This window comes from Nocardioides sp. CPCC 205120, assembly GCF_048654585.1.
Lineage (GTDB): Bacteria > Actinomycetota > Actinomycetes > Propionibacteriales > Nocardioidaceae > Nocardioides.
In genome coordinates this window covers 212,341-230,503 of the sequence record NZ_JBMCYY010000002.1, presented here as the reverse complement: position 1 = coordinate 230,503, position 18,163 = coordinate 212,341, and the positions used below count along the sequence as shown (strand labels likewise).

At 75.1% G+C, this 18,163-nt stretch carries 20 protein-coding genes and 1 tRNA gene; 12 read left to right on the top strand and 9 right to left on the bottom strand.

The annotated features are described in order from the left end of the window. Position 1: 1 nt before the first annotated feature. On the bottom strand, positions 2-1,252 hold the full coding sequence (locus ACOACO_RS12170; RefSeq protein WP_420296539.1) for an ABC transporter: 1,251 nt from the start codon (positions 1,250-1,252) through the stop codon (positions 2-4). A gap of 133 nt (positions 1,253-1,385) precedes the next feature. Then, complete coding sequence (gene aztB, locus ACOACO_RS12165; protein ID WP_420296538.1) at positions 1,386-2,261, bottom strand: zinc ABC transporter permease AztB; 876 nt, start codon at positions 2,259-2,261, stop codon at positions 1,386-1,388. A gap of 56 nt (positions 2,262-2,317) precedes the next feature. On the opposite strand from aztB, the gene aztA reads away from it, so the two are divergent. Beyond that, a complete protein-coding gene (aztA, locus tag ACOACO_RS12160) occupies positions 2,318-3,004 on the top strand; it encodes a zinc ABC transporter ATP-binding protein AztA (protein ID WP_420296537.1) in 687 nt (228 codons plus the stop codon). Between the two features lie 44 nt (positions 3,005-3,048). On the opposite strand, the gene ACOACO_RS12155 is transcribed toward aztA, so the two are convergent. Next, positions 3,049-3,813 (bottom strand): acyltransferase, encoded by a 765-nt coding sequence (locus ACOACO_RS12155; protein WP_420296536.1) that lies wholly within the window; start codon positions 3,811-3,813, stop codon positions 3,049-3,051. Positions 3,814-3,908: 95 nt separating this feature from the next. On the opposite strand from ACOACO_RS12155, the gene ACOACO_RS12150 reads away from it, so the two are divergent. Beyond that, positions 3,909-4,895: a cation diffusion facilitator family transporter gene (locus ACOACO_RS12150; protein ID WP_420296535.1), complete on the top strand. Its 987-nt coding sequence runs from the start codon at positions 3,909-3,911 to the stop codon at positions 4,893-4,895. A 48-nt stretch (positions 4,896-4,943) separates the two neighbouring features. Here ACOACO_RS12150 and ACOACO_RS12145 read toward each other — a convergent pair whose 3' ends face one another. Next, on the bottom strand, positions 4,944-5,351 hold the full coding sequence (locus ACOACO_RS12145) for a hypothetical protein (RefSeq protein ID WP_420296534.1): 408 nt from the start codon (positions 5,349-5,351) through the stop codon (positions 4,944-4,946). Positions 5,352-5,448: 97 nt separating this feature from the next. On the opposite strand from ACOACO_RS12145, the gene ACOACO_RS12140 reads away from it, so the two are divergent. The 3 genes from ACOACO_RS12140 to ACOACO_RS12130 all read left to right on the top strand — a co-directional run bounded on the left by ACOACO_RS12140 (position 5,449) and on the right by ACOACO_RS12130 (position 6,807). Next, positions 5,449-5,604, top strand: a complete 156-nt coding sequence (locus ACOACO_RS12140) for a hypothetical protein (protein WP_420296533.1) — start codon at positions 5,449-5,451, stop codon at positions 5,602-5,604. 2 nt (positions 5,605-5,606) lie between these two features. Further along, entirely contained in the window at positions 5,607-6,524 is a 918-nt protein-coding gene (locus tag ACOACO_RS12135) for a DUF72 domain-containing protein (protein ID WP_420296532.1), read from the top strand. A gap of 209 nt (positions 6,525-6,733) precedes the next feature. Beyond that, a tRNA-Pro gene (locus tag ACOACO_RS12130) sits at positions 6,734-6,807 on the top strand. Between the two features lie 55 nt (positions 6,808-6,862). Here ACOACO_RS12130 and ACOACO_RS12125 read toward each other — a convergent pair. The 3 genes from ACOACO_RS12125 to ACOACO_RS12115 all read right to left on the bottom strand — a co-directional run bounded on the left by ACOACO_RS12125 (position 6,863) and on the right by ACOACO_RS12115 (position 8,238). Then, positions 6,863-7,330, bottom strand: coding sequence for a DUF3995 domain-containing protein (locus ACOACO_RS12125; protein WP_420296531.1), 468 nt, complete (start codon positions 7,328-7,330; stop codon positions 6,863-6,865). A gap of 99 nt (positions 7,331-7,429) precedes the next feature. After that, complete coding sequence (crcB, locus tag ACOACO_RS12120; protein ID WP_420296530.1) at positions 7,430-7,801, bottom strand: fluoride efflux transporter CrcB; 372 nt, start codon at positions 7,799-7,801, stop codon at positions 7,430-7,432. Further along, entirely contained in the window at positions 7,798-8,238 is a 441-nt protein-coding gene (locus ACOACO_RS12115; RefSeq protein ID WP_420296529.1) for a CrcB family protein, read from the bottom strand. The genes crcB and ACOACO_RS12115 overlap by 4 nt, the downstream gene beginning before the upstream one ends. 144 nt (positions 8,239-8,382) lie before the next feature. Here ACOACO_RS12115 and ACOACO_RS12110 point away from each other — a divergent pair, with 144 nt between their 5' ends. After that, the gene (locus ACOACO_RS12110) at positions 8,383-9,039 is read left to right on the top strand and encodes a TetR/AcrR family transcriptional regulator (protein ID WP_420296528.1); all 657 of its coding nucleotides are present in this window, start codon (positions 8,383-8,385) and stop codon (positions 9,037-9,039) included. Positions 9,040-9,097: 58 nt separating this feature from the next. Here ACOACO_RS12110 and def read toward each other — a convergent pair whose 3' ends face one another. Then, on the bottom strand, positions 9,098-9,700 hold the full coding sequence (def, locus tag ACOACO_RS12105; protein ID WP_420296527.1) for a peptide deformylase: 603 nt from the start codon (positions 9,698-9,700) through the stop codon (positions 9,098-9,100). Positions 9,701-9,804: 104 nt separating this feature from the next. On the opposite strand from def, the gene ACOACO_RS12100 reads away from it, so the two are divergent. Both ACOACO_RS12100 and ACOACO_RS12095 read left to right on the top strand, forming a co-directional pair. Continuing rightward, positions 9,805-11,169, top strand: a complete 1,365-nt coding sequence (locus ACOACO_RS12100) for an acyl-CoA dehydrogenase family protein (protein ID WP_420296526.1) — start codon at positions 9,805-9,807, stop codon at positions 11,167-11,169. Positions 11,170-11,211: 42 nt separating this feature from the next. Further along, positions 11,212-12,423, top strand: coding sequence for an acyl-CoA dehydrogenase family protein (locus ACOACO_RS12095; RefSeq protein ID WP_420296525.1), 1,212 nt, complete (start codon positions 11,212-11,214; stop codon positions 12,421-12,423). A 113-nt stretch (positions 12,424-12,536) separates the two neighbouring features. Here ACOACO_RS12095 and ACOACO_RS12090 read toward each other — a convergent pair whose 3' ends face one another. Continuing rightward, positions 12,537-12,836: a YiaA/YiaB family inner membrane protein gene (locus ACOACO_RS12090; RefSeq protein WP_420296524.1), complete on the bottom strand. Its 300-nt coding sequence runs from the start codon at positions 12,834-12,836 to the stop codon at positions 12,537-12,539. Here ACOACO_RS12090 and ACOACO_RS12085 point away from each other — a divergent pair. The 4 genes from ACOACO_RS12085 to ACOACO_RS12070 all read left to right on the top strand — a co-directional run bounded on the left by ACOACO_RS12085 (position 12,835) and on the right by ACOACO_RS12070 (position 18,091). After that, a complete protein-coding gene (locus ACOACO_RS12085; RefSeq protein WP_420296523.1) occupies positions 12,835-13,803 on the top strand; it encodes a putative protein N(5)-glutamine methyltransferase in 969 nt (322 codons plus the stop codon). The two genes, ACOACO_RS12090 and ACOACO_RS12085, sit on opposite strands and share 2 nt — an antisense overlap. Further along, on the top strand, positions 13,800-15,293 hold the full coding sequence (gene glpK, locus ACOACO_RS12080; RefSeq protein ID WP_420296522.1) for a glycerol kinase GlpK: 1,494 nt from the start codon (positions 13,800-13,802) through the stop codon (positions 15,291-15,293). The genes ACOACO_RS12085 and glpK overlap by 4 nt, the downstream gene beginning before the upstream one ends. Before the next feature lie 135 nt (positions 15,294-15,428). Further along, positions 15,429-16,865, top strand: a complete 1,437-nt coding sequence (locus ACOACO_RS12075; RefSeq protein ID WP_420296521.1) for a GuaB1 family IMP dehydrogenase-related protein — start codon at positions 15,429-15,431, stop codon at positions 16,863-16,865. A gap of 275 nt (positions 16,866-17,140) precedes the next feature. After that, the gene (locus ACOACO_RS12070) at positions 17,141-18,091 is read left to right on the top strand and encodes a sugar ABC transporter substrate-binding protein (protein WP_420296520.1); all 951 of its coding nucleotides are present in this window, start codon (positions 17,141-17,143) and stop codon (positions 18,089-18,091) included. Positions 18,092-18,163 lie beyond the last annotated feature (72 nt).

Sequence of the window (18,163 nt, the reverse complement as noted above, 5' to 3'; positions counted from 1 at the left end):
GTCAGCGTCCCGTCTCGGCGGTGAACGCCGGCTCGGTGGTGGTCTCGAAGGTGCGCGCGACGCGCGCGGCGTCGGCGAAGTCGATCTCGTGCAGCCGCTGCTCGACCGGGGCGCTGAGGTAGGCCCGCTGCTGGTCGGCGACGAGGGTCGGGACGACCCCCGCGGCGAGGGACTCGGCGACGAGCGGGTCCGTCGCGGCCAGCACGGCCCCGTCCTCGCCGGAGAGCACCAGCACGCGGCCCTCGGCGGTGAGGGCCAGCAGGTGCTGGTCGGCGTCGTCGACGGCGGTCACGGCGACGAGCGGCTCGGGGGCGGGCAGCAGCGTCCAGGACCGCTCGCGGGTGTCGAGCAGCCAGATGCCCGCGTCGCCGGCGAGGGCCGCCACGGTCGGGCGTCCCTCCCGGTTCGCGAAGGCGGTGGCCGGGGGAGCGGTGGCGCCCTCCGGGTAGGGGATCTCCTCGACCACCAGCTCGTCGTCCTGCACGTGGGCGAGCAGGGCGCCGTCGGCGCACCCGACGACGGCGCCCACGCGGGTCGTGATGGTGCCGGACGCCTGGGTGCAAGGGACCTCGAGGCCGGTGGGCTCCCCGTCCGCCGTGCGGGCGACGACGGACGTCGCCACGCCGTCGGTGGCCTCCGTGACGAGGGCGAACGAGCCGACCGGCACGACCAGGCCCGCGTGCGGGTCGGTGTCGAGGCGGAACTGCTCGGTGATCTCGCCCTTCGACAGCTCCTCGGTGTCGAGCAGCACGGCCTCGCCGGACTCCGGGAAGAACAAGCCGGTGCCGGAGGTGGTGGAGAGGTTCGTCGTGGCGACCGTCGCGACGCCGTCCCCCTCGACGGTGCCGAGCAGGGCGGGCTCGGCGCGGTAGTAGTGGAAGTGGTCGACGTGGTCCCAGGTCCACACGCCGCTGTCGACGACCTCGACGCCCCCGTCGGTCTGCGCGAACAGGTAGCGACCGTCGGTGGTCATGGCGCTCGGCGCGCCGATCCTGCCCAGCTCGCCGACGCTCTCGTCGAGGAGGTCGAGGTGGGTGACGGTGCCGGCCGGGTCGATCGTGGTGAGGCCGAGCTGCGGCTCGGACAGCTCGGCGGCGCCGGCGACGTCGCCGTGGCCGTCGCCGGCGGTGCCGCCGGCCGCACCGGCGTCGGACGCGCCTGCGGCCGGGGGGCCGGCCGGGTCGTCGGAGCAGGCGACCAGGGTGAGGCCGACGAGGCCCGCGAGGGCGAGTGAGGGGATGCGGGAGCGCACGGGGTCCTTCCGTCTGGGGTGGGTGCAGCGCCGTGCGCCGGTACGGCGGACGGTCGTGCGGTGCGTGGGGAGCCGGGCTGGTCCGGCGGTAGCGGGGCCGGGTCGGGCGGTTGCGGGTCGGGCTGGGTGCGGGTCAGGCGGTCGCGGGTCGGGTCGTGGGTCTGGCGGTGGTCCTGGCCCGGACGGCGTCGAGCGCCGCACGGGTGGCCCACGAGAGGACGGCGAGGGCGATGGCCGCGGCGGCGACGGACGCGCCCGCCGCGGTCGCGGCGTGCCACGACACGAGCAGGCCGACGAGCACCGCCACGACGCCGAACCCGGCGGCGAGCAGCATCCGGGTGGGGATGCGGGTGGTCCAGTGCTCGGCCGCCACCGCGGGGGCGAGCAGCAGGCCGACCACGAGGAGCGAGCCGACCGCCTGGTACGACGCGACCACCGCCAGCGTGACGAGCCCGACGAGCGCCGCCTGGGCCAGACGGGGCCCGAGGCCCAGCACGGCCGCGATCCGCGCGTCGAGGGCCAGCGCGAGGAGCGGGCGGTGGGCGACGGTCGCCACGACGAGCCCCACCCCGGCCGCGACCGCCAGGAGCACGAGGTCGACGGGCGCGATCGCCAGGATGTCGCCGAAGAGGATCGAGGTGGCGTCGGTCGCGAAGCTGCCCGAGTGGGACACGATGATCACCCCGAGGGCCAGCATCGCGACGAACAGCAGGCCGATGCTGGTGTCGTACGACAGCCGGCCGCGCCGCTGCAGGGCCCCGATGCCCAGGCTCATCGCGATCGCGCTCACCGCGCCGCCCGCCATGGCCGGCCACCCGAGCACCGTGGCGAGGGCGACGCCGGGGAGCATCCCGTGCGCCAGGGCCTCGCCGAGGAAGGCCATCCCGCGGATCACGACCCACGTGCCGACGACGCCGCACAGCACGGCCACGAGGGCCCCGCCGAGCAGGGCGCGTCGCAGGAAGTCGAGGGCGAAGGGTTCGAGGAGCCCCTCGGTCAGGATGGTCACGGGGAGGGACCCTAGACGGTAATCGGAATGATTATCAAAAGCGCTACGATGGGCGGGTGAGCCCTCATCCCGCCCCCGACCCCCTCGCCGCCCGTCTCCGCGACGTCCGCGTCGACTTCGGCACCCGCACGGCCGTGCGCGACGTCGACCTCGACGTCCCGGCGGCCTCGGTCACGGTCGTCGCCGGCCCGAACGGGGCGGGGAAGTCGACGCTGCTGGAGGTCGTCGCCGGCACGAGGCCGCCCACGTCGGGCACCCGCTGGGCGATGGCTGCGGTCGCGTTCGTGCCGCAGCGGGCCGCGGTCCCCGACCGGCTGCCGATCACCGTGCGCGACGTGGTGAGCGTCGGCGCCTGGGGACGCCGCGGCCCGTGGCGGCGGCTGGACCCCGCTGCGCGTGCCGCCGTCGACGAGTCGATGGAGCGGATGGAGGTGACCGACCTGGCGCGCAAGCCCTTCTTCGCGCTGTCCGGCGGTCAGCGCCAGCGGACCCTGCTCGCCCAGGGGCTCGCCTGCGGCGCCGACCTCCTCCTCCTCGACGAGCCGACGACCGGGCTCGACAGCGACAGCGGGGAGCGCATCCGCGCCGTCGTCCGGGCGGAGGCGCAGCGCGGAGCCGCGGTGGTCTGCGTCTCCCACGACCCCGAGGTGCTGCGGATCGCCGACAGCGTCGTGCGCCTCGTCGACGGGCGCGTGGTCGACGGCCACCTCGGGGCGGGCGCAACGGAGCCGCAGCCCGCCTGACGGCGCAGCCGGGGCCCGCAGCGGCCGGGTCGGCGTCGGGCGGGTCAGCGACCGGCGGCCTCGCGGGCCGCCAGGTAGGCGCCGACCTCCGCCGGTGACCAGGCGGGGCGCACGTCCTCGGGGTCGTCACCGACCCACCCCACGCCCTCCTCCAGGCGGCGCACCACGCGGGCGGGCACCCCGGCGACCACGCTGTGGTCGGGCACCTCGCCCCGTACGACGGACCCCGCCCCCACGACGACGTTGCGGCCCAGCGTGGTGCCGGGCAGCAGGACCGCGTGGTGCCCCACCCAGGTGCCGGAGCCGACCCGCACGGGCTGGTGCCGGCCGAGCTGACGGCCGACGGGCGTCGTGGGGTCCTGGTAGCCGTGGCTGGCGTCGGAGACGAAGACGCCCTGGCCGAACCACACGTCGTCCCCGATCTCGATGGACTCGTGGGCGGTCAGGGTGCTGCGGGCGCCGATGACGCAGCGCTCGCCGATGACGAGCCCCCGTTCCGGCAGCGGCCGCCCGTCGCCGTACCCGACCGTGAGGGTGGCCGAGCGGCCGACGAGGGTGTCCGCGCCGACGTGGATGGCCGCGGTGCCCGCGAGGGTGGCGGCGGGGAAGGCGATGCAGCTGCCGGGCCCCATGCTGCCGAAGCCGTCGGCGGCGCGGGTGCCGGGCGCGACCGCGCCGTACCACTCCACGGCCCGGCGCCCCGCGTGGACCGCCGACCCGAGCGCGCGGCGCACGGCAGGGGCGTGGACCAGGGCGTCGCGCAGGCGACGCGGGGTCGGCATGGGCGGCGGCGTCGGCAGCGTCGGCACCCGGGCAGGCTAGCGACCGCGGTGCCACAGTGGTCCGACAGGCAGGACGTGCGGGTGCGACGGAGCCCGGGGGACCGGGCGGGGCAGGAGGACGGGTGGACGACCAGGAGCAGCCGCGGAAGCAGGGGCAGGCCGGTGGCGGCGGGTCCCTGGTGACCGTCGTCGTCGCCCTCGTGGCCAACGCCCTCATCGCGGTGGCCAAGTCGGTGGCCGCTGCGCTGACGGGGTCGGCGTCGATGGTGGCGGAGGCGGCCCACTCGTGGGCCGACACGGGCAACGAGATCGCGCTCCTGGTGGCGGAGCGCCGGGGGAGCCGACCCCGCGACGTCGCTCGGCCGCGGGGCTACGGGCGCTCCGCCTACCTGTGGTCCCTCGTCGCCGCGTTCGGTCTCTTCACCGCGGGCTCGGTGGTCTCCCTGTGGCACGGCGGCACGGTGCTGTGGGCGGACCTGCAGGGCGAGGCGGAGACCGAGGCCCCGGCGTACACGTTGAACTACGTCGTGCTCGCCGTCGCCTTCCTCCTCGAGGGGGCGTCCTTCCTGCAGGCGCTGCGCCAGGTGCGTCGGGAGTCGCGCCGCTGGCACCTGCGTCCGCTCGCGTTCGTGTACCGCACCTCGGACCCGACGCTGCGCGCCGTGTTCCTCGAGGACTCCTCGGCCCTCGTCGGCCTGCTGCTCGCCGGCGCGGGCGTCGCGGCCCACCAGGCCACCGGTGACCCGGTGTGGGACGCGCTCGGCTCGATCGCGGTCGGGCTGCTGCTGGGCGTCGTCGCCCTCTTCCTCATCCGCCGCAACATGGACTACCTCCTCGGCGAGTCCGTCCCCGCGGCCCTGCGGGAGCGGCTGCAGGGGCTGGTCGCCGACCACCCCTCGGTCGCGCGGGTGACCTACCTCCACCTGGAGTACGTCGGCCCGCGCCGCGTGTTCCTCGTGGCCGCCGTCGACCTCGTCGGCGACGAGCCCGAGCCGGTGGTCGCCCGGCGGCTCCGCGCGCTCGAGGCGGACCTCGAGCGTGACCTGCTCATCGAGGACGCCGTGCTCACGCTCGCCGCCCCGGAGGAGGCGTCGCTGCCCCCGGCCTGAGGCACGTCCCGCCCTCAGGCCCGCGGTCGCCCCCGCGCTCGGCCCCGCTCAGAGGTGGTCGGGAACGATCAGTGCGTCGGGGTCCTGGCGCACGGGCATCGCCTCGACGGCGATGCGGAGCAGCGCGGCGGCACCGGCGACGGTCTTGCGCCAGCGCCGGGAGCCGTCGTCCGTGCCCTCCGGCGAGCGGGAGCGCAGCACGCCTGTGACGGCGGCCTCGTACTCCTCGTCGGTGAAGGCGGGGGTGGCGCCCACCGTGGGGCGCTCGGGCAGGTCCGCCAGTGCCGGCAGCACGAGCTCGCCGGCGGCGGCCAGGTGCGGGTAGCGGGCACCGCGCGACAGGTCGTCCCACGACGCCGCGCCGGCGCGGCTGCGGATGAGCCGCGGCAGCGATGCGAAGGACCGCGCGGCCACCGCCTCGACCGCGACCGTCATCTCCCGTTCGGTGAACTTCACGGATCTCCTCCTCGTGCGGCGCGCCGTCCGGACCCGCGCGCCGTGGGGCCACCGTACGGCGCGGCTCGACACCCGACCGGCCGGGTACCGGCTCGGCATGACCACCACCGGACACGACGGAGCCGTTCCCGACCCCGACCACGACCAGGACGCCGAACCCGCGACCCCGACCGGAGAGGAGCCCGACGCCGAGCAGCTCGAGCCCGGCTCCGAGCCGGCCAGCGACCCCGACCCCGAGCCGGGGAACGCCTGACGATGGCGCGGCCCGAGCGCGGGCGGGTGCGGGTCGGCATCTCGGGCTGGCGCTACCCGCGCTGGCGCGGTGACTTCTACCCGAAGGGCCTGGCGCAGCGCCGCGAGTTGGAGTACGTCGGGCAGCGCATGTCGACGGTCGAGCTCAACGGCTCGTTCTACTCGCTGCAGCGCCCCAGCAGCTACCAGCGGTGGCGCGCCGAGGTCCCGCCGGACCTGGTGTTCGCGGTCAAGGGGTCGCGCTACATCACCCACATGCTGAGGCTGGGCGACGTCTCCACGGCGCTCGCCAACTTCTTCGCCTCGGGCGTGCTCGCGCTCGACCACCAGCTCGGCCCCGTGCTGTGGCAGCTGCCCGAGCGTCACGAGTTCGACCCCGACGGCCTCGAGGGCTTCCTGCGCCAGCTGCCGCGCACCACCGGCGAGGCGCTCGACCTGGCCCGCAACCACGACGCCCGGCTCGACGACCGCGCGTGGCTGGAGATCGACGAGGACCGCCCGCTGCGCCACGCGTTCGAACCCCGGGCCCGCAGCTTCACCGACCCCGCGGCCGCGGACCTGCTGCGCCGGTACGACGTCGCCCTCGCCGTCGCGGACAACGCCGGTCTCTGGCCCGGCTTCGGCGAGGTGACGGCCGAGCGCATCGTCTACGTGCGCCTCCACGGCGCCCACGACCTCTACGCCAGCGGCTACACCCCCGACGAGCTCGACGCCTGGGCGACGCGGATCGACGGCTGGGCCACGGGGGCCACGACGCCCGACGGGCGCCCTCGCGACGTGTACGTCTACTTCGACAACGACGCCCGCGGCTTCGCCCCGCACGACGCCATCGCCCTCGCCGGGCGTGTGGGAGACGTGTGGGAGCCGGCCATCGCCGAGTCGTCGCCAGCCGCACCCGCCGTCGCGCCGAGTCGTCGCTAGGCGCACCCGCTGAAGCATCGAGTCGTCGCTGGACGCACCCGCTGGGGCGTCGAGTCGTCGCCAGACGCACCCGCTGGGGCGTCGAGTCGTCGCTGGCCGCTCGGCCGCGTCACAGCTCCCCGGGCGACACCCGCCCCACCCGGTTCGAACCGCGTCGACCTGCTGCGGTAGTGTTCCGACCGCTCCGCCCGGTGATCCTGGGCGAGCTTCGGGCTGTGGCGCAGCTTGGTAGCGCACTTGACTGGGGGTCAAGGGGTCGCAGGTTCAAATCCTGTCAGCCCGACCGGAGAAGCAGCAGGTCAGAGGCCGTTCCCGCGAGACGCGGGGACGGCCTCTGCTCATCTCCGGGCGTCGTCGCGCGTGGTCCACAAACCGGTCGCCAGCAGTGCGCCCCACAGCGCGAAGAGCGGGTCCCACAGCACCGCGTGCCCGAGCAGCGCGGTGCGGTCGCCGCCACCCGACCCGGCGAGCCCGGTGAGCACGAGCCAGGCCCCGACGGCGTTGGCCGTGCCGTACCCGACGAGCACGACGGCGCCGGCCCACGACAGGCCCCGCCACGCCCGGCGCCCGGGCAGGCGGCCCGCCTCGACGAGCAGCGGCACGACCGCGCCCGCCACCTTCACCGCGGCCACCGTCGCCAGCACGACCCCGGCGCCGGCCGGCGCCTCCCGGGTCCACTCGACCGCCCACCGTCCGACGGTGCCCAGCAGCCACGTGCCCCCGAGGGCCCAGTAGGCACTGAATGCGGCGTGCACGAGGCCGGCGGCGCCCGCCGCGACCAACCAGCCGTTCCGGGATCCGGTCATGACCTCGACGCTAGGCACAGCGGGGGTCGGCGACCATCGGGGACGACCCCGACACCACCCGGACCCGCAGCCCGCCCGGCTCGCCGGGGTCCCGGGTGCTCACGCCCCCAGCCACCACCCGAGCGCCGCGGCGAGCGCGCCGGCGACGAGCATCCCCGGGCCGTGGACGACGGCGTACCCCCAGCGCCGTTCCTCCAGCAGGCGCGCCAGCTCGACGACCGCGGTGCTGAACGTCGTGTAGCCCCCGAGCAGCCCCGTGCCGAGCACCGCGACGAGGTCCCCTCCGACGGACCCGCGGTCGGCCAGGCCGACGACGAGCCCGAGCGCGAACGCGCCCGTCAGGTTGACCACGAGCGTGCCGAGGGGGCGCGCGCCGCCGGTGTGCCGCCGTACCGCGTCGTCGACCAGGAAGCGCACCGCGGCCCCGATCCCGCCGGCGAGCGCGACGAGGGCGAGCAGGGCGGGGCTCACGCCGCGCCCCGGCGGTCCGCGCGCCCCAGCCGGGCCCCGACGAGGAGACCGAGCCCCGCGGCGACGAGCCCGAGCAGCAGGCTGCCCGCCGCGTACGCTGCGGCAGCCAGGGCCCGGTCGTCGAGCAGGAGCACCGTGTCGACCGCGAGCGCGCTGTACGTCGTGAACCCGCCGAGCACCCCGGTGCCGAGCAGCAGGCGGGTCCGGCGGCGGCGCCCGGTCTCCGGGCGCCCCGCGAGGGAGCCCAGGAGCAGCCCCAGCAGCAGGGCCCCGGTGACGTTGACGACGCCGACCGCCCAGGGGACACCGCCGTGCGGCGTGGGCGCCAGCAGCGTGGCCGCCGCCCGGGCCGCCGTACCGGTCGCGCCGCCCACGAGCACCACGAGCACGTCCGTGAGCGGCGGGCGGGAGGGGGGCGCGGTCGCGGGCTCGGGCACGGGGAGACCGTAGGTCAGGTCCGCGGCCGGGTCCCGATAGGCTCCCGGAGTGCACTCGGGCGCACGTGGGGGAGTCGTGTCGGATCGACCACGAAGGCGGTAGGCGCAGTGAGCGACGAGGGCGCACGCCCCAGGCGGAAGTACGTGTCGCCGGTCCGCGAGGCCGCGCTGGCGGCCACGCACCAACGCATCGTCGACGCGGCGGCCGAGCTGTTCGCCCGCGGCGGCTACCGGGCCACGACGCTGGCGGCGATCGCCACCCTCGCCGGCGTCTCGGTGCCGCGCGTCAACCTGTCGGGCTCGAAGCCGGCGCTGCTCGTGGAGGCCTACGAGCAGCGGGCGGGCGGCTCGTCGGAGCTGCGGCCGATCACGCAGGAGCCCGAGATGGCCGCGATCATGGCGCTGCCCACCGAGGAGGCGCTGGCTGCGTACGCCGCGTGGCTGCCCGCGACGCACGCCCGCTCGGCGGGCCTGTGGTTCGCCCTGCGCGAGGCGGCCTCCGCGGACGCCGAGGCGCGTGCGGCGTTCGAGGAGACGGAGGCGCGCAACCTCACGTCCTGCCGGGACGCCGTCGCGTTCGCCGACTCCCGGGGACTGCTGACCGGCGCCACCCCGCACGAGGACCGGGCCCGGCTGTGGAACCTGCTCACCCGCGCCGACACCTACCAGCTGCTCGTGGTCGACGCCGGCTGGTCGCACGAGCGCTTCTCCGCGTGGGTGGTCCGCGCCCTGCGCGACCAGGTCTTCGAGCTGGCCGACGTAGACGACGCGGGCGACGCCACCCTGCCGACGCCAGGCTGATCGGCCGGGTCGGCCGGGTCGGCCGGGTCGGTCGGTCGGTCGGGCCCGCCCGGGCCGGTCAGGCGGGCCAGTCCGCGGGGAACTCGTCCGCCGCCTTGTCGTGGGCCTTCGCCAGTCGCTTGCGGGCCTTGGTGCCGAGCCGGTCGCCGAACACGACGCCGCGGGTGTGGTCGGTCTCGTGCTGGAAGCAGCGGGCGAGCAGCCCGTCGCCGGTGAGCCGGACGGGGGAGCCGTCGAGCCCCTGGCCCTCCACGGTCGCCTCGTCCGGCCGGGCGCACTCGACGAACGCGCCCGGGTAGCTCAGGCAGCCCTCCTCCGCGTCGTCCAGCCGACGCCCGGCCCCCTCCGGGGTGGTGACGGCGGGGTTGCAGACGACGCCCGCGACCCGGCGCCCCTCGGCGTCGGGGCAGTCGAAGACGAAGACGGCGCGGTCGACGCCGATCTGGCAGGCGGCGAGGCCGACGCCGTCGGCGGCGTACATCGTCGCCACCATGTCGGCCACGAGGCCGCGCAGCTCGTCGTCGAACTCCGTCACCGGGGCCTGCGGCGCGTGCATCACGGGCGTGCCCCACCGGGTGATCGGCCGGACGGTCCCGCCGGTCGGGAGCGGCCCGTACGGCGTGAGGTCGGGCCCGTCGGCGGCTGCGGCGTCGTCGCTCATGGGGGCGATCGTAGGAGGGCGGGCGCAGGCGTCGCGCGAGGTGTCGGCCGAGACGGTCGGCGGAACCTGTGGCGCGCTGTGTAACTCCCAGTTACATTGTGCGCATGTCCCTCCCCAACAGCCTCAGGCCGGGCGGCAGGAACGGGCTCGCCCGCAAGGAGTCCCGCGACCCGATCGGGTACGCCGTCGCCGCCCTCAACGTCGTCGCCCAGAGCGACCTCATCGACCGTCTCGGGCTGCGCAAGCGCGCCGAGCAGGCCGTGTTCACCTCGACGCGCGGGGGTTTCAGCGCGCTCGGTGCGGCCAGCCGCACGTTCGCGCGGCGGGGCAAGAAGGGGGAGCCGGGCGTGCGCGTGCCCGCCGCGACCCCGAAGGGCCTCTTCGACCTGACCCCGACCGAGGACGAGCAGATGCTCGTCGACGTCGTCGGCGAGTTCGCGACCGAGGTCGTCCGCCCGGCGGCCGCCGAGGCCGACGAGGCGTGCCGGGCCCCCGAGGCCCTGCTCAAGGGCAGCCTCGAGATCGGCCTGCCCATCCTCGGCGTGCCCGAGCAGCTCGGCGGCATCTCGGAGGAGCGCTCCGCCATGGCCGGCACGCTGGTGGCCGAGGCGCTGGCGAAGGGCGACATGGGCCTGGCCGTGGCGACGCTGGCGCCCGGCGCGGTCGCCACCGCGCTGTCGCTGTGGGGCACCGACGCCCAGCAGGCGACGTACCTGCCCGCCTTCACCGGTGACGACGTGCCCGCCGCGGCGCTCGCGCTGGCGGAGCCGGCCGTGCTCTTCGACGTGCTGCGCCCCGCCACCAGGGCGGTGCGCCAGGGCGACGGGTTCGTGCTGACGGGCACCAAGTCGGCCGTGCCCCGCGGCGACGACGCCGAGCTCTTCGTCGTCGGCGCCGAGCTCGACGGGAGGCCCGCGCTGTTCCTCGTCGAGTCCAGCACCGCCGGCCTCCGGGTCGAGGCGGACCCCTCCATGGGCGTGCGGGCCGCGACGCTGTCGCAGCTCCACCTCGACGAGGTCCACGTGCCGGGCGACGCGCTCCTCGGTGCGGCGGACGGCACGACGTACACCGAGGCCGTGCGCCTCTCACGGCTCGCCTGGTGCGCGCTCGCGGTCGGCACGGCGCAGGCGGTGCTCGACTACGTGACGCCGTACGTCAAGGAGCGGGAGGCGTTCGGCGAGCCGATCGCCCACCGCCAGTCGGTGGCGTTCATGGTCGCGAACATCGCCATCGAGCTGCAGTCGATGCGCCTGGTGACCTACAAGGCGGCCTCCCGCGCGGCCCAGGGCAAGGACTTCGCCCGCGAGGTCGCGCTGGCCCGCAACCTGTGCGCCGCGAAGGGGATGCAGATCGGCCTCGACGGCGTGCAGCTGCTCGGCGGTCACGGCTTCGTCAAGGAGCACCCGGTGGAGCGGTGGTACCGCGACCTGCGGGCGCTCGGCGTCATGGAGGGAGGGGTCCTGGTCTGAGTCGACCCGTCCCGACGGAACCGACCCTCCAGGAGAGAAGCCATGATCAACCTCGAGACCCCCAAGAAGCACCGCGTGCTCATCGACCAGGCCCACCAGGTCGCGATGAACATGCTGCGTCCCATCTCCCGCAAGTACGACCGCGCCGAGCACGAGTACCCCAAGGAGCTCGACATGCTCGCCGCGATGATCGACGGGCTGTCGGAGTCCGGCGCCTCCGAGGGCGCGGGCGCCACCGGCGTGCGTCGTGACGAGAAGAAGGACGACGGCAGCGTCAAGAACGGCTCCAACCTCGCCTCGGTCATGTCCGTGGCCGAGATGTGCTGGGGCGACGTCGGCCTCCTGCTGTCGATGCCGCGCCAGGGCCTCGGCAACTCCGCCATCGCCTCCGTCGCGAACGACGAGCAGCTCGAGCGGTTCAAGGGCACCTGGGCCGCGATGGCGATCACCGAGCCGGGCGTCGGCTCGGACTCCGCCAACATCACGACCACCGCGACCCTCGACGGCGACCACTACGTCATCAACGGGGAGAAGATCTACGTCACCTCGGGCGAGCGGGCCGACTCCGTCGTCGTGTGGGCCACCCTCGACCGGTCGCTGGGCCGGGCGGCCATCAAGTCGTTCGTGGTCGAGAAGGGCACGCCCGGCATGCGGGTGGAGCGGCTGGAGCACAAGCTCGGCATCCGCGCCTCCGACACCGCGGTCATCATCTTCGAGAACTGCCGGGTGCCCGCCGAGAACCTCCTCGGCTCGCCCGAGGTGGACGTCAAGCAGGGCTTCGCCGGCGCCATGGCGACCTTCGACAACACCCGGCCGCTCGTCGCCGCCATGGCCGTGGGCTGCGCCCGCGCGTCGCTCGACCTGACCCGTGACCTGCTCGCGCAGGCCGGGGTCGAGGTCGACTACGACCGCCCCGGGGTGCTGCAGTCGGCGGCCGCGGCGCGCTTCCTCCAGCTCGAGGCCGACTGGGAGGCCGCCCAGCTGCTCACCATGCAGGCGGCGTGGATGGCGGACAACCGCAAGCCCAACTCGCTCGAGGCGTCCATGGCCAAGGCCAAGGCGGGGCGCGTGGGCTCCGACGTGACCCTGGGCTGCGTCGAGCTGTGCGGGACGCTCGGCTACAGCGAGAACGAGCTGCTCGAGAAGTGGGCCCGCGACTCCAAGATCCTCGACATCTTCGAGGGCACCCAGCAGATCCAGCAGCTCATCGTGGCCCGGCGGCTGCTCGGGCTCACCAGCGCGCAGCTGCGCTGAGACCCGGGCCGGCCCGAGCGCCGCCGGCACGTGCGACGGCCCCCGACACCGTGTGGTGTCGGGGGCCGTCGTGCGCCCCGGTGCCGAGCACGGCTGGAGGGGGCAGGTCGGGGTCAGGCGACGGAGCGGAACGGGTCGTGCTCGGCGAGGATGCGCTCGATGCGGGCCTGGTCGATGCGGCTGACGACCGACGAGCTCTCCTGGGCGTCGCGCACGCACTTGGCGAGGGTGAACGACGACGTGACGAGGAAGAGGCTGCCCAGCGCGAGGAAGGCGCGGATCCACGGGTCGACGGGGACGTAGATGACCGCGACGATCATCGTGGTCAGCGCGACGGCGAAGGCGATGCCGGCCTGGGCGAAGAAGGCGCTGGTGTTCTTGGCGGGCTGCTCGGGAAGGGAGGAGGAGGTCATGGGGAAGAGCCTCGCGGCGGGCGGGGGGTCCGCGTACCCGCCGTCGTACTCAGCCGTGCCTGAGTCGGTCGACGCGTCATCGTTGGTCGCGCGCCTCCGGGCGGCCGGCTGCGTCTACGCCGAGGACGAGGCCGCAGCCCTCCTGGGGGCCGCCGGCCGGCCCGGTCGAGGCGCCACCTGGCTGGCGGACGCCGTCGCGCGCCGGGTGGCGGGGGCACCGCTCGAGCACCTGCTGGAGGAGGTCGTCCTGGCGGGGGAGCGGATCGCCGTCGCGCCCGGTGTCTTCGTCCCCCGGGCACGGACCCGGGTGCTCGTCGACGTGGCCCGCGAGCGGCTGCCGCTCGGCGGCGTGCTGCTGGAGCTGTGCTGCGGCGCGGCGCCGGTCGCGACGCTCGTCGGACGTGACCGCCCCGACGTCACCGCGCTGGCCGCCGACGTCGACGCGGCGGCCGTCGCCGTGGCGCGCCGCAACCTCGCCGGTCTCGGTGGTCTCGCGGGCCCCGCCGAGGCCCACGGCGGCGACCTGTACGACGCGCTGCCGCCCCGCTGGCGGGGACGGGTCGACGTGCTGGCGGCGAACGCGCCGTACGTGCCGAGCGCAGCGGTCGCGACCATGCCGCGCGAGGCCCGCGACCACGAGCCGCGGGTCGCCCTCGACGGTGGGCCCGACGGCACGTCGGTGCAGCAGCGCGTCCTCGCCGGGGCCGCAGCCTGGCTGCGCCCCGGCGGGATCCTGGCGATCGAGACGTCCCGCGCCGGCGCGCCCGCCCTTGCCGACCGGTTCCGCGCCCACGGGTTCGTGCCCGAGGTGCGTGTCGACGACGACGTCGACGGCACCGCCGTGGTGGGGCGTCTCGCCGGGGCCCGCGCGGGTCAGTACGGTGACGGGGCGTCGCCCACCTCGGGGGCACCCGGCGGGCGGCGGCGCGACGACGGTGGTCCCGAGCGCAGGGGAGGGCACGCATGACGACGGACCGGGAGGACGCGGGTCGCTACGTCGGCGCGATCGACCAGGGCACGACGAGCACGCGCTTCATGATCTTCGACCACGACGGCGTCGAGGTCGCCCGCCACCAGCTCGAGCACCAGCAGCTGCTGCCGCGCGCCGGGTGGGTGGAGCACAACCCCGTCGAGATCTGGGAGCGGACGAGCGCCGTCGTGCAGACGGCGCTCGGCAAGGCGCGGCTGTGCGCCGACGACCTGGTCGCCCTGGGCATCACGAACCAGCGGGAGACCACGGTGGTGTGGGACCGCCGTACCGGCCGGCCGCTCCACAACGCCATCGTCTGGCAGGACACCCGCACCGACCGGATCGCCACCGCGCTGGACCGTGACGGTCGCGGCGACGTGATCCGCCACCGCGCGGGGCTGCCGCCCGCGACGTACTTCGCCGGGGGCAAGATCCAGTGGATCCTGGAGAACGTCGACGGCGCCCGCGCCGCGGCCGAGCGGGGCGACGCCCTCTTCGGCACGACCGACACGTGGCTGCTGTGGAACCTGACGGGCGGACGCGACGGCGGGGTGCACGTCACCGACGTCACCAACGCCAGCCGCACCATGCTGATGGACCTCGAGACGCTGGACTGGGACGACGAGCTGCTCGGGTTCTTCGACATCCCGCGCGCGATGCTGCCGCAGATCCGCCCCTCGTCGGTGGCCGGCGGCTACGGCACCACCCGCTCGAGCGGGCCGTTCGCGGGCGAGGTGCCCATCACCGGCATCCTCGGCGACCAGCAGGCCGCCACGGTCGGCCAGGTCTGCTTCGCGCCCGGCGAGGCCAAGAACACCTACGGCACCGGCAACTTCATGCTCCTCAACACGGGCACCGAGATCGTGCGCTCGAAGGCCGGCCTCGTCACCACCCCGGCGTACCAGCTCGGCGACGAGCCGTGCGTCTACGCCCTCGAGGGCTCGATCGCGGTGACGGGCTCGGCGGTGCAGTGGCTGCGGGACCAGCTCGGCATCATCTCCGGCGCCGCGCAGTCGGAGTCGCTCGCCCGCCAGGTCGAGGACAACGGCGGGGTCTACTTCGTGCCGGCCTTCTCCGGGCTGTTCGCGCCGCACTGGCGCAGCGACGCCCGCGGGGCGATCGTCGGCCTGTCGCGCTACAACACCAACGCCCACCTGGCCCGGGCCACGCTCGAGGCGATCTGCTACCAGAGCCGCGACGTCGTCGACGCCATGGAGGCCGACTCGGGGGTGCGCCTCGAGGTGCTCAAGGTGGACGGCGGCGTGACCGCCAACGAGCTGTGCATGCAGATCCAGGCCGACGTCCTGGGCGTCCCGGTCAGCCGTCCGGTGGTCGCCGAGACCACGGCGCTGGGCGCGGCGTACGCCGCCGGTCTGGCCGTCGGGTTCTGGCGCGACACCGACGAGCTGCGGGAGAACTGGCACGAGTCGCAGCGCTGGCAGCCGACGTGGAGCGAGGAGCAGCGCGAGAGCGGTCACCGCGGCTGACGCAAGGCCGTCGAGCGCACGCTCGACTGGGTCGACGTCGACTGAGGCCGGCCGTCCGGCCCGCCCTGCTGCGCACCGGGAGCCACGCACCGGGGAATGACGGTCGGTCGGTGCCCTGACGTAGCGTGGATCCACGTGCGTTTCCTCCACGACCGGGCCCCGGCCCACGACCTGACCTACGACGACGTCTTCATGGTGCCGCGGCACTCGACGGTGACGAGCCGGTACGACGTCGACCTGGCCACCACGGACGGCACGGGCGCGACCCTGCCGATCGTCGTGGCGAACATGACGGCCGTCGCCGGCCGCCGGATGGCCGAGACCGTCGCCCGCCGCGGGGGCATCACCGTGCTCCCGCAGGACATCCCGGTCGACGTGGTGCGCGAGGTCGTCGCGGACGTGAAGTCGCGCCACCTCGTCTTCGACACGGCCATCGAGCTGCGCGGCGACCAGACCGTGGGGGAGGCGCTCGCCCTCATCCCCAAGCGCTCCCACCGGGCCGCGGTCGTCGTCGAGGACGGCCGGCCCGTCGGGGTCGTGGCCTCCGACGACTGCGTGGACGTCGACCGCTTCACGCAGGTGCGCGACGTCATGTCGTCGTCGCTGGTGACGGTGCCCGCCGACGCGGACCCGCGGGAGGCGTTCGACCTGCTCGACCGCGCCCGCGTCCGGATGGCCCCGGCCGTCGACGCCGACGGGCGGCTCATCGGCGTGCTCACCCGCGTCGGGGCCCTGCGCGCCACGCTCTACACGCCCGCCACCGACGACGCCGGCCGCCTGCGGGTCGCCGCGGCCGTCGGCGTGAACGGCGACGTGGCCGGCAAGGCGGCGGCGCTCCTCGACGCCGGGGTCGACACGCTCGTCGTCGACACCGCGCACGGCGACCAGGGCCGCATGGTGGAGGCCCTGCGGGCGGTGCGCGCGCTGGACCCGGGAGTCCCGGTCGCCGCCGGCAACATCGTCTCGGCCGAGGGCACCCGCGAGCTCCTCGCCGCGGGCGCCGACATCGTCAAGGTCGGCGTGGGCCCCGGCGCCATGTGCACGACCCGCATGATGACCGGCGTCGGCCGCCCCCAGTTCTCCGCAGTGCTCGAGTGCGCCGAGGCCGCCCGCGCCGAGGGTGGCCACGTGTGGGCCGACGGCGGCGTGCGCCACCCGCGCGACGTCGCGCTCGCCCTCGCGGCCGGCGCGTCCTCGGTGATGGTGGGCTCCTGGTTCGCCGGCACCCACGAGTCGCCGGGCGACCTGCAGGTCGACGCCGACGGCCGCGCCTACAAGGTCTCGTTCGGGATGGCCTCGGCCCGCGCGGTGGCGCATCGCACCGCCACCGCGTCGGCGTACGACCGCGCCCGCAAGGCGCTCTACGAGGAGGGCATCTCCTCCTCCCGCATGTACGTCGACCCGCAGCGCCCCGGCGTCGAGGACCTCGTCGACCAGATCTGCGCCGGCGTGCGCTCGGCGTGCACCTACGCCGGCGCCCGGTCGCTCGCCGAGCTGCACGAGCGCGCCGTCGTCGGCGTGCAGTCGGCCGCCGGCTACCAGGAGGGTCGGCCCCTGCCCGCCGGCTGGTGAGTGCGCCGTCGGGTCCCGGGGCGCCCCGGGACCCGACGTGTGCCGGTGCGGGGTGGTCCAGACCCCGCGTGACCCACGTCTCGAACCTCCTTGCCAATGAGATGCGCCTCACGTACGGTTCAACCAGTCAAACGTTTGAACGGTCCACTGGAGCCGCTCAGGAGCGGCCGACCACCTCGGGTGTCGTCGTCGGTGGGACCGGCGCGACGTCGCGTCCAGGCAAGGGAGAAACAACGATGAACCGACGCCCCCTCCTCGGTGGATTGGCGTGTGTGATGGCTCTGGGGCTCGCTGCGTGCGGCGAGGTCGACGGTGCCGAGAGCGGGTCGGGCTCCGACTCCGGCGAGCTGACCGTCGGGGTGTCCAACCTCGGCCTCAGCTTCCCGTTCCCGTCGGCGATCGGCGAGGGCATCAAGGCCCGCGCCGACGAGCTCGGCGTGACGATCGTCGAGCTCGACGCCCAGAGCGACACCGAGAAGCAGTCCAACGACGTGCAGGACCTGATCGGCCAGGCGCCGGACGGCGTGCTGCTCCTGCCGGTCGACTCCGGCGTCGCGGTCGGCCTCGTCGACCAGCTCCGCGGGGCGGACATCCCCGTGGTGGCGGTCGCCTCGCAGGTCGGTGACCCGAGCGAGCGCGACCTCGAGGACGTGTACGAGGAGCTCACGGCCCTGGTCACCCAGGACGAGCTGGCCGCGGGCCGCACCGCCGGTGAGCTCGCGCTGCAGGCGCTGCCCGAGGGCGGCAAGCTCGCGGTGGTCGAGGGCGCGGCGGGCTTCGCCGAGGTCGAGCTGCGCTTCGCGGAGTTCCTCGACCCGGCCGAGGAGGCGGGCGTGACGTTCGACGTGGTCGCCCGCCAGCCGGGTGACTGGACCGTCGAGGGCGCCCAGGGCGCCTGCCAGAACCTGCTGGCGAGCAACCCCGACCTCGACGTGCTGTACGCCGAGAGCGACGACATGGCGGTGGGCTGCGCCCAGGCCGTCGAGTCGGCCGGCTCCGACGCGGTCGTCATCGGCATCGGCGGCTCGCAGCTCGGCATCGACGGCGTGGAGTCCGGCAGCGTCTACGGCACGGTCTGCTTCAAGCCCCGCGACCTGGGCGAGCTCGCCATGCAGGTGATCTACGACCACCTGACGGGCGAGGAGACCCGCGAGGCTGAGTTCGTCTCGTACGAGACCCCGGCCATCACCGCCGACAACGTGGACGACTGCGACCCGCAGTGGTGAACCGGTGAGGAGGCGACCGCCTCCTCACCGCACCGGGTGCGGGTCCCCGACGGGCCCGCACCCGCCACCGGC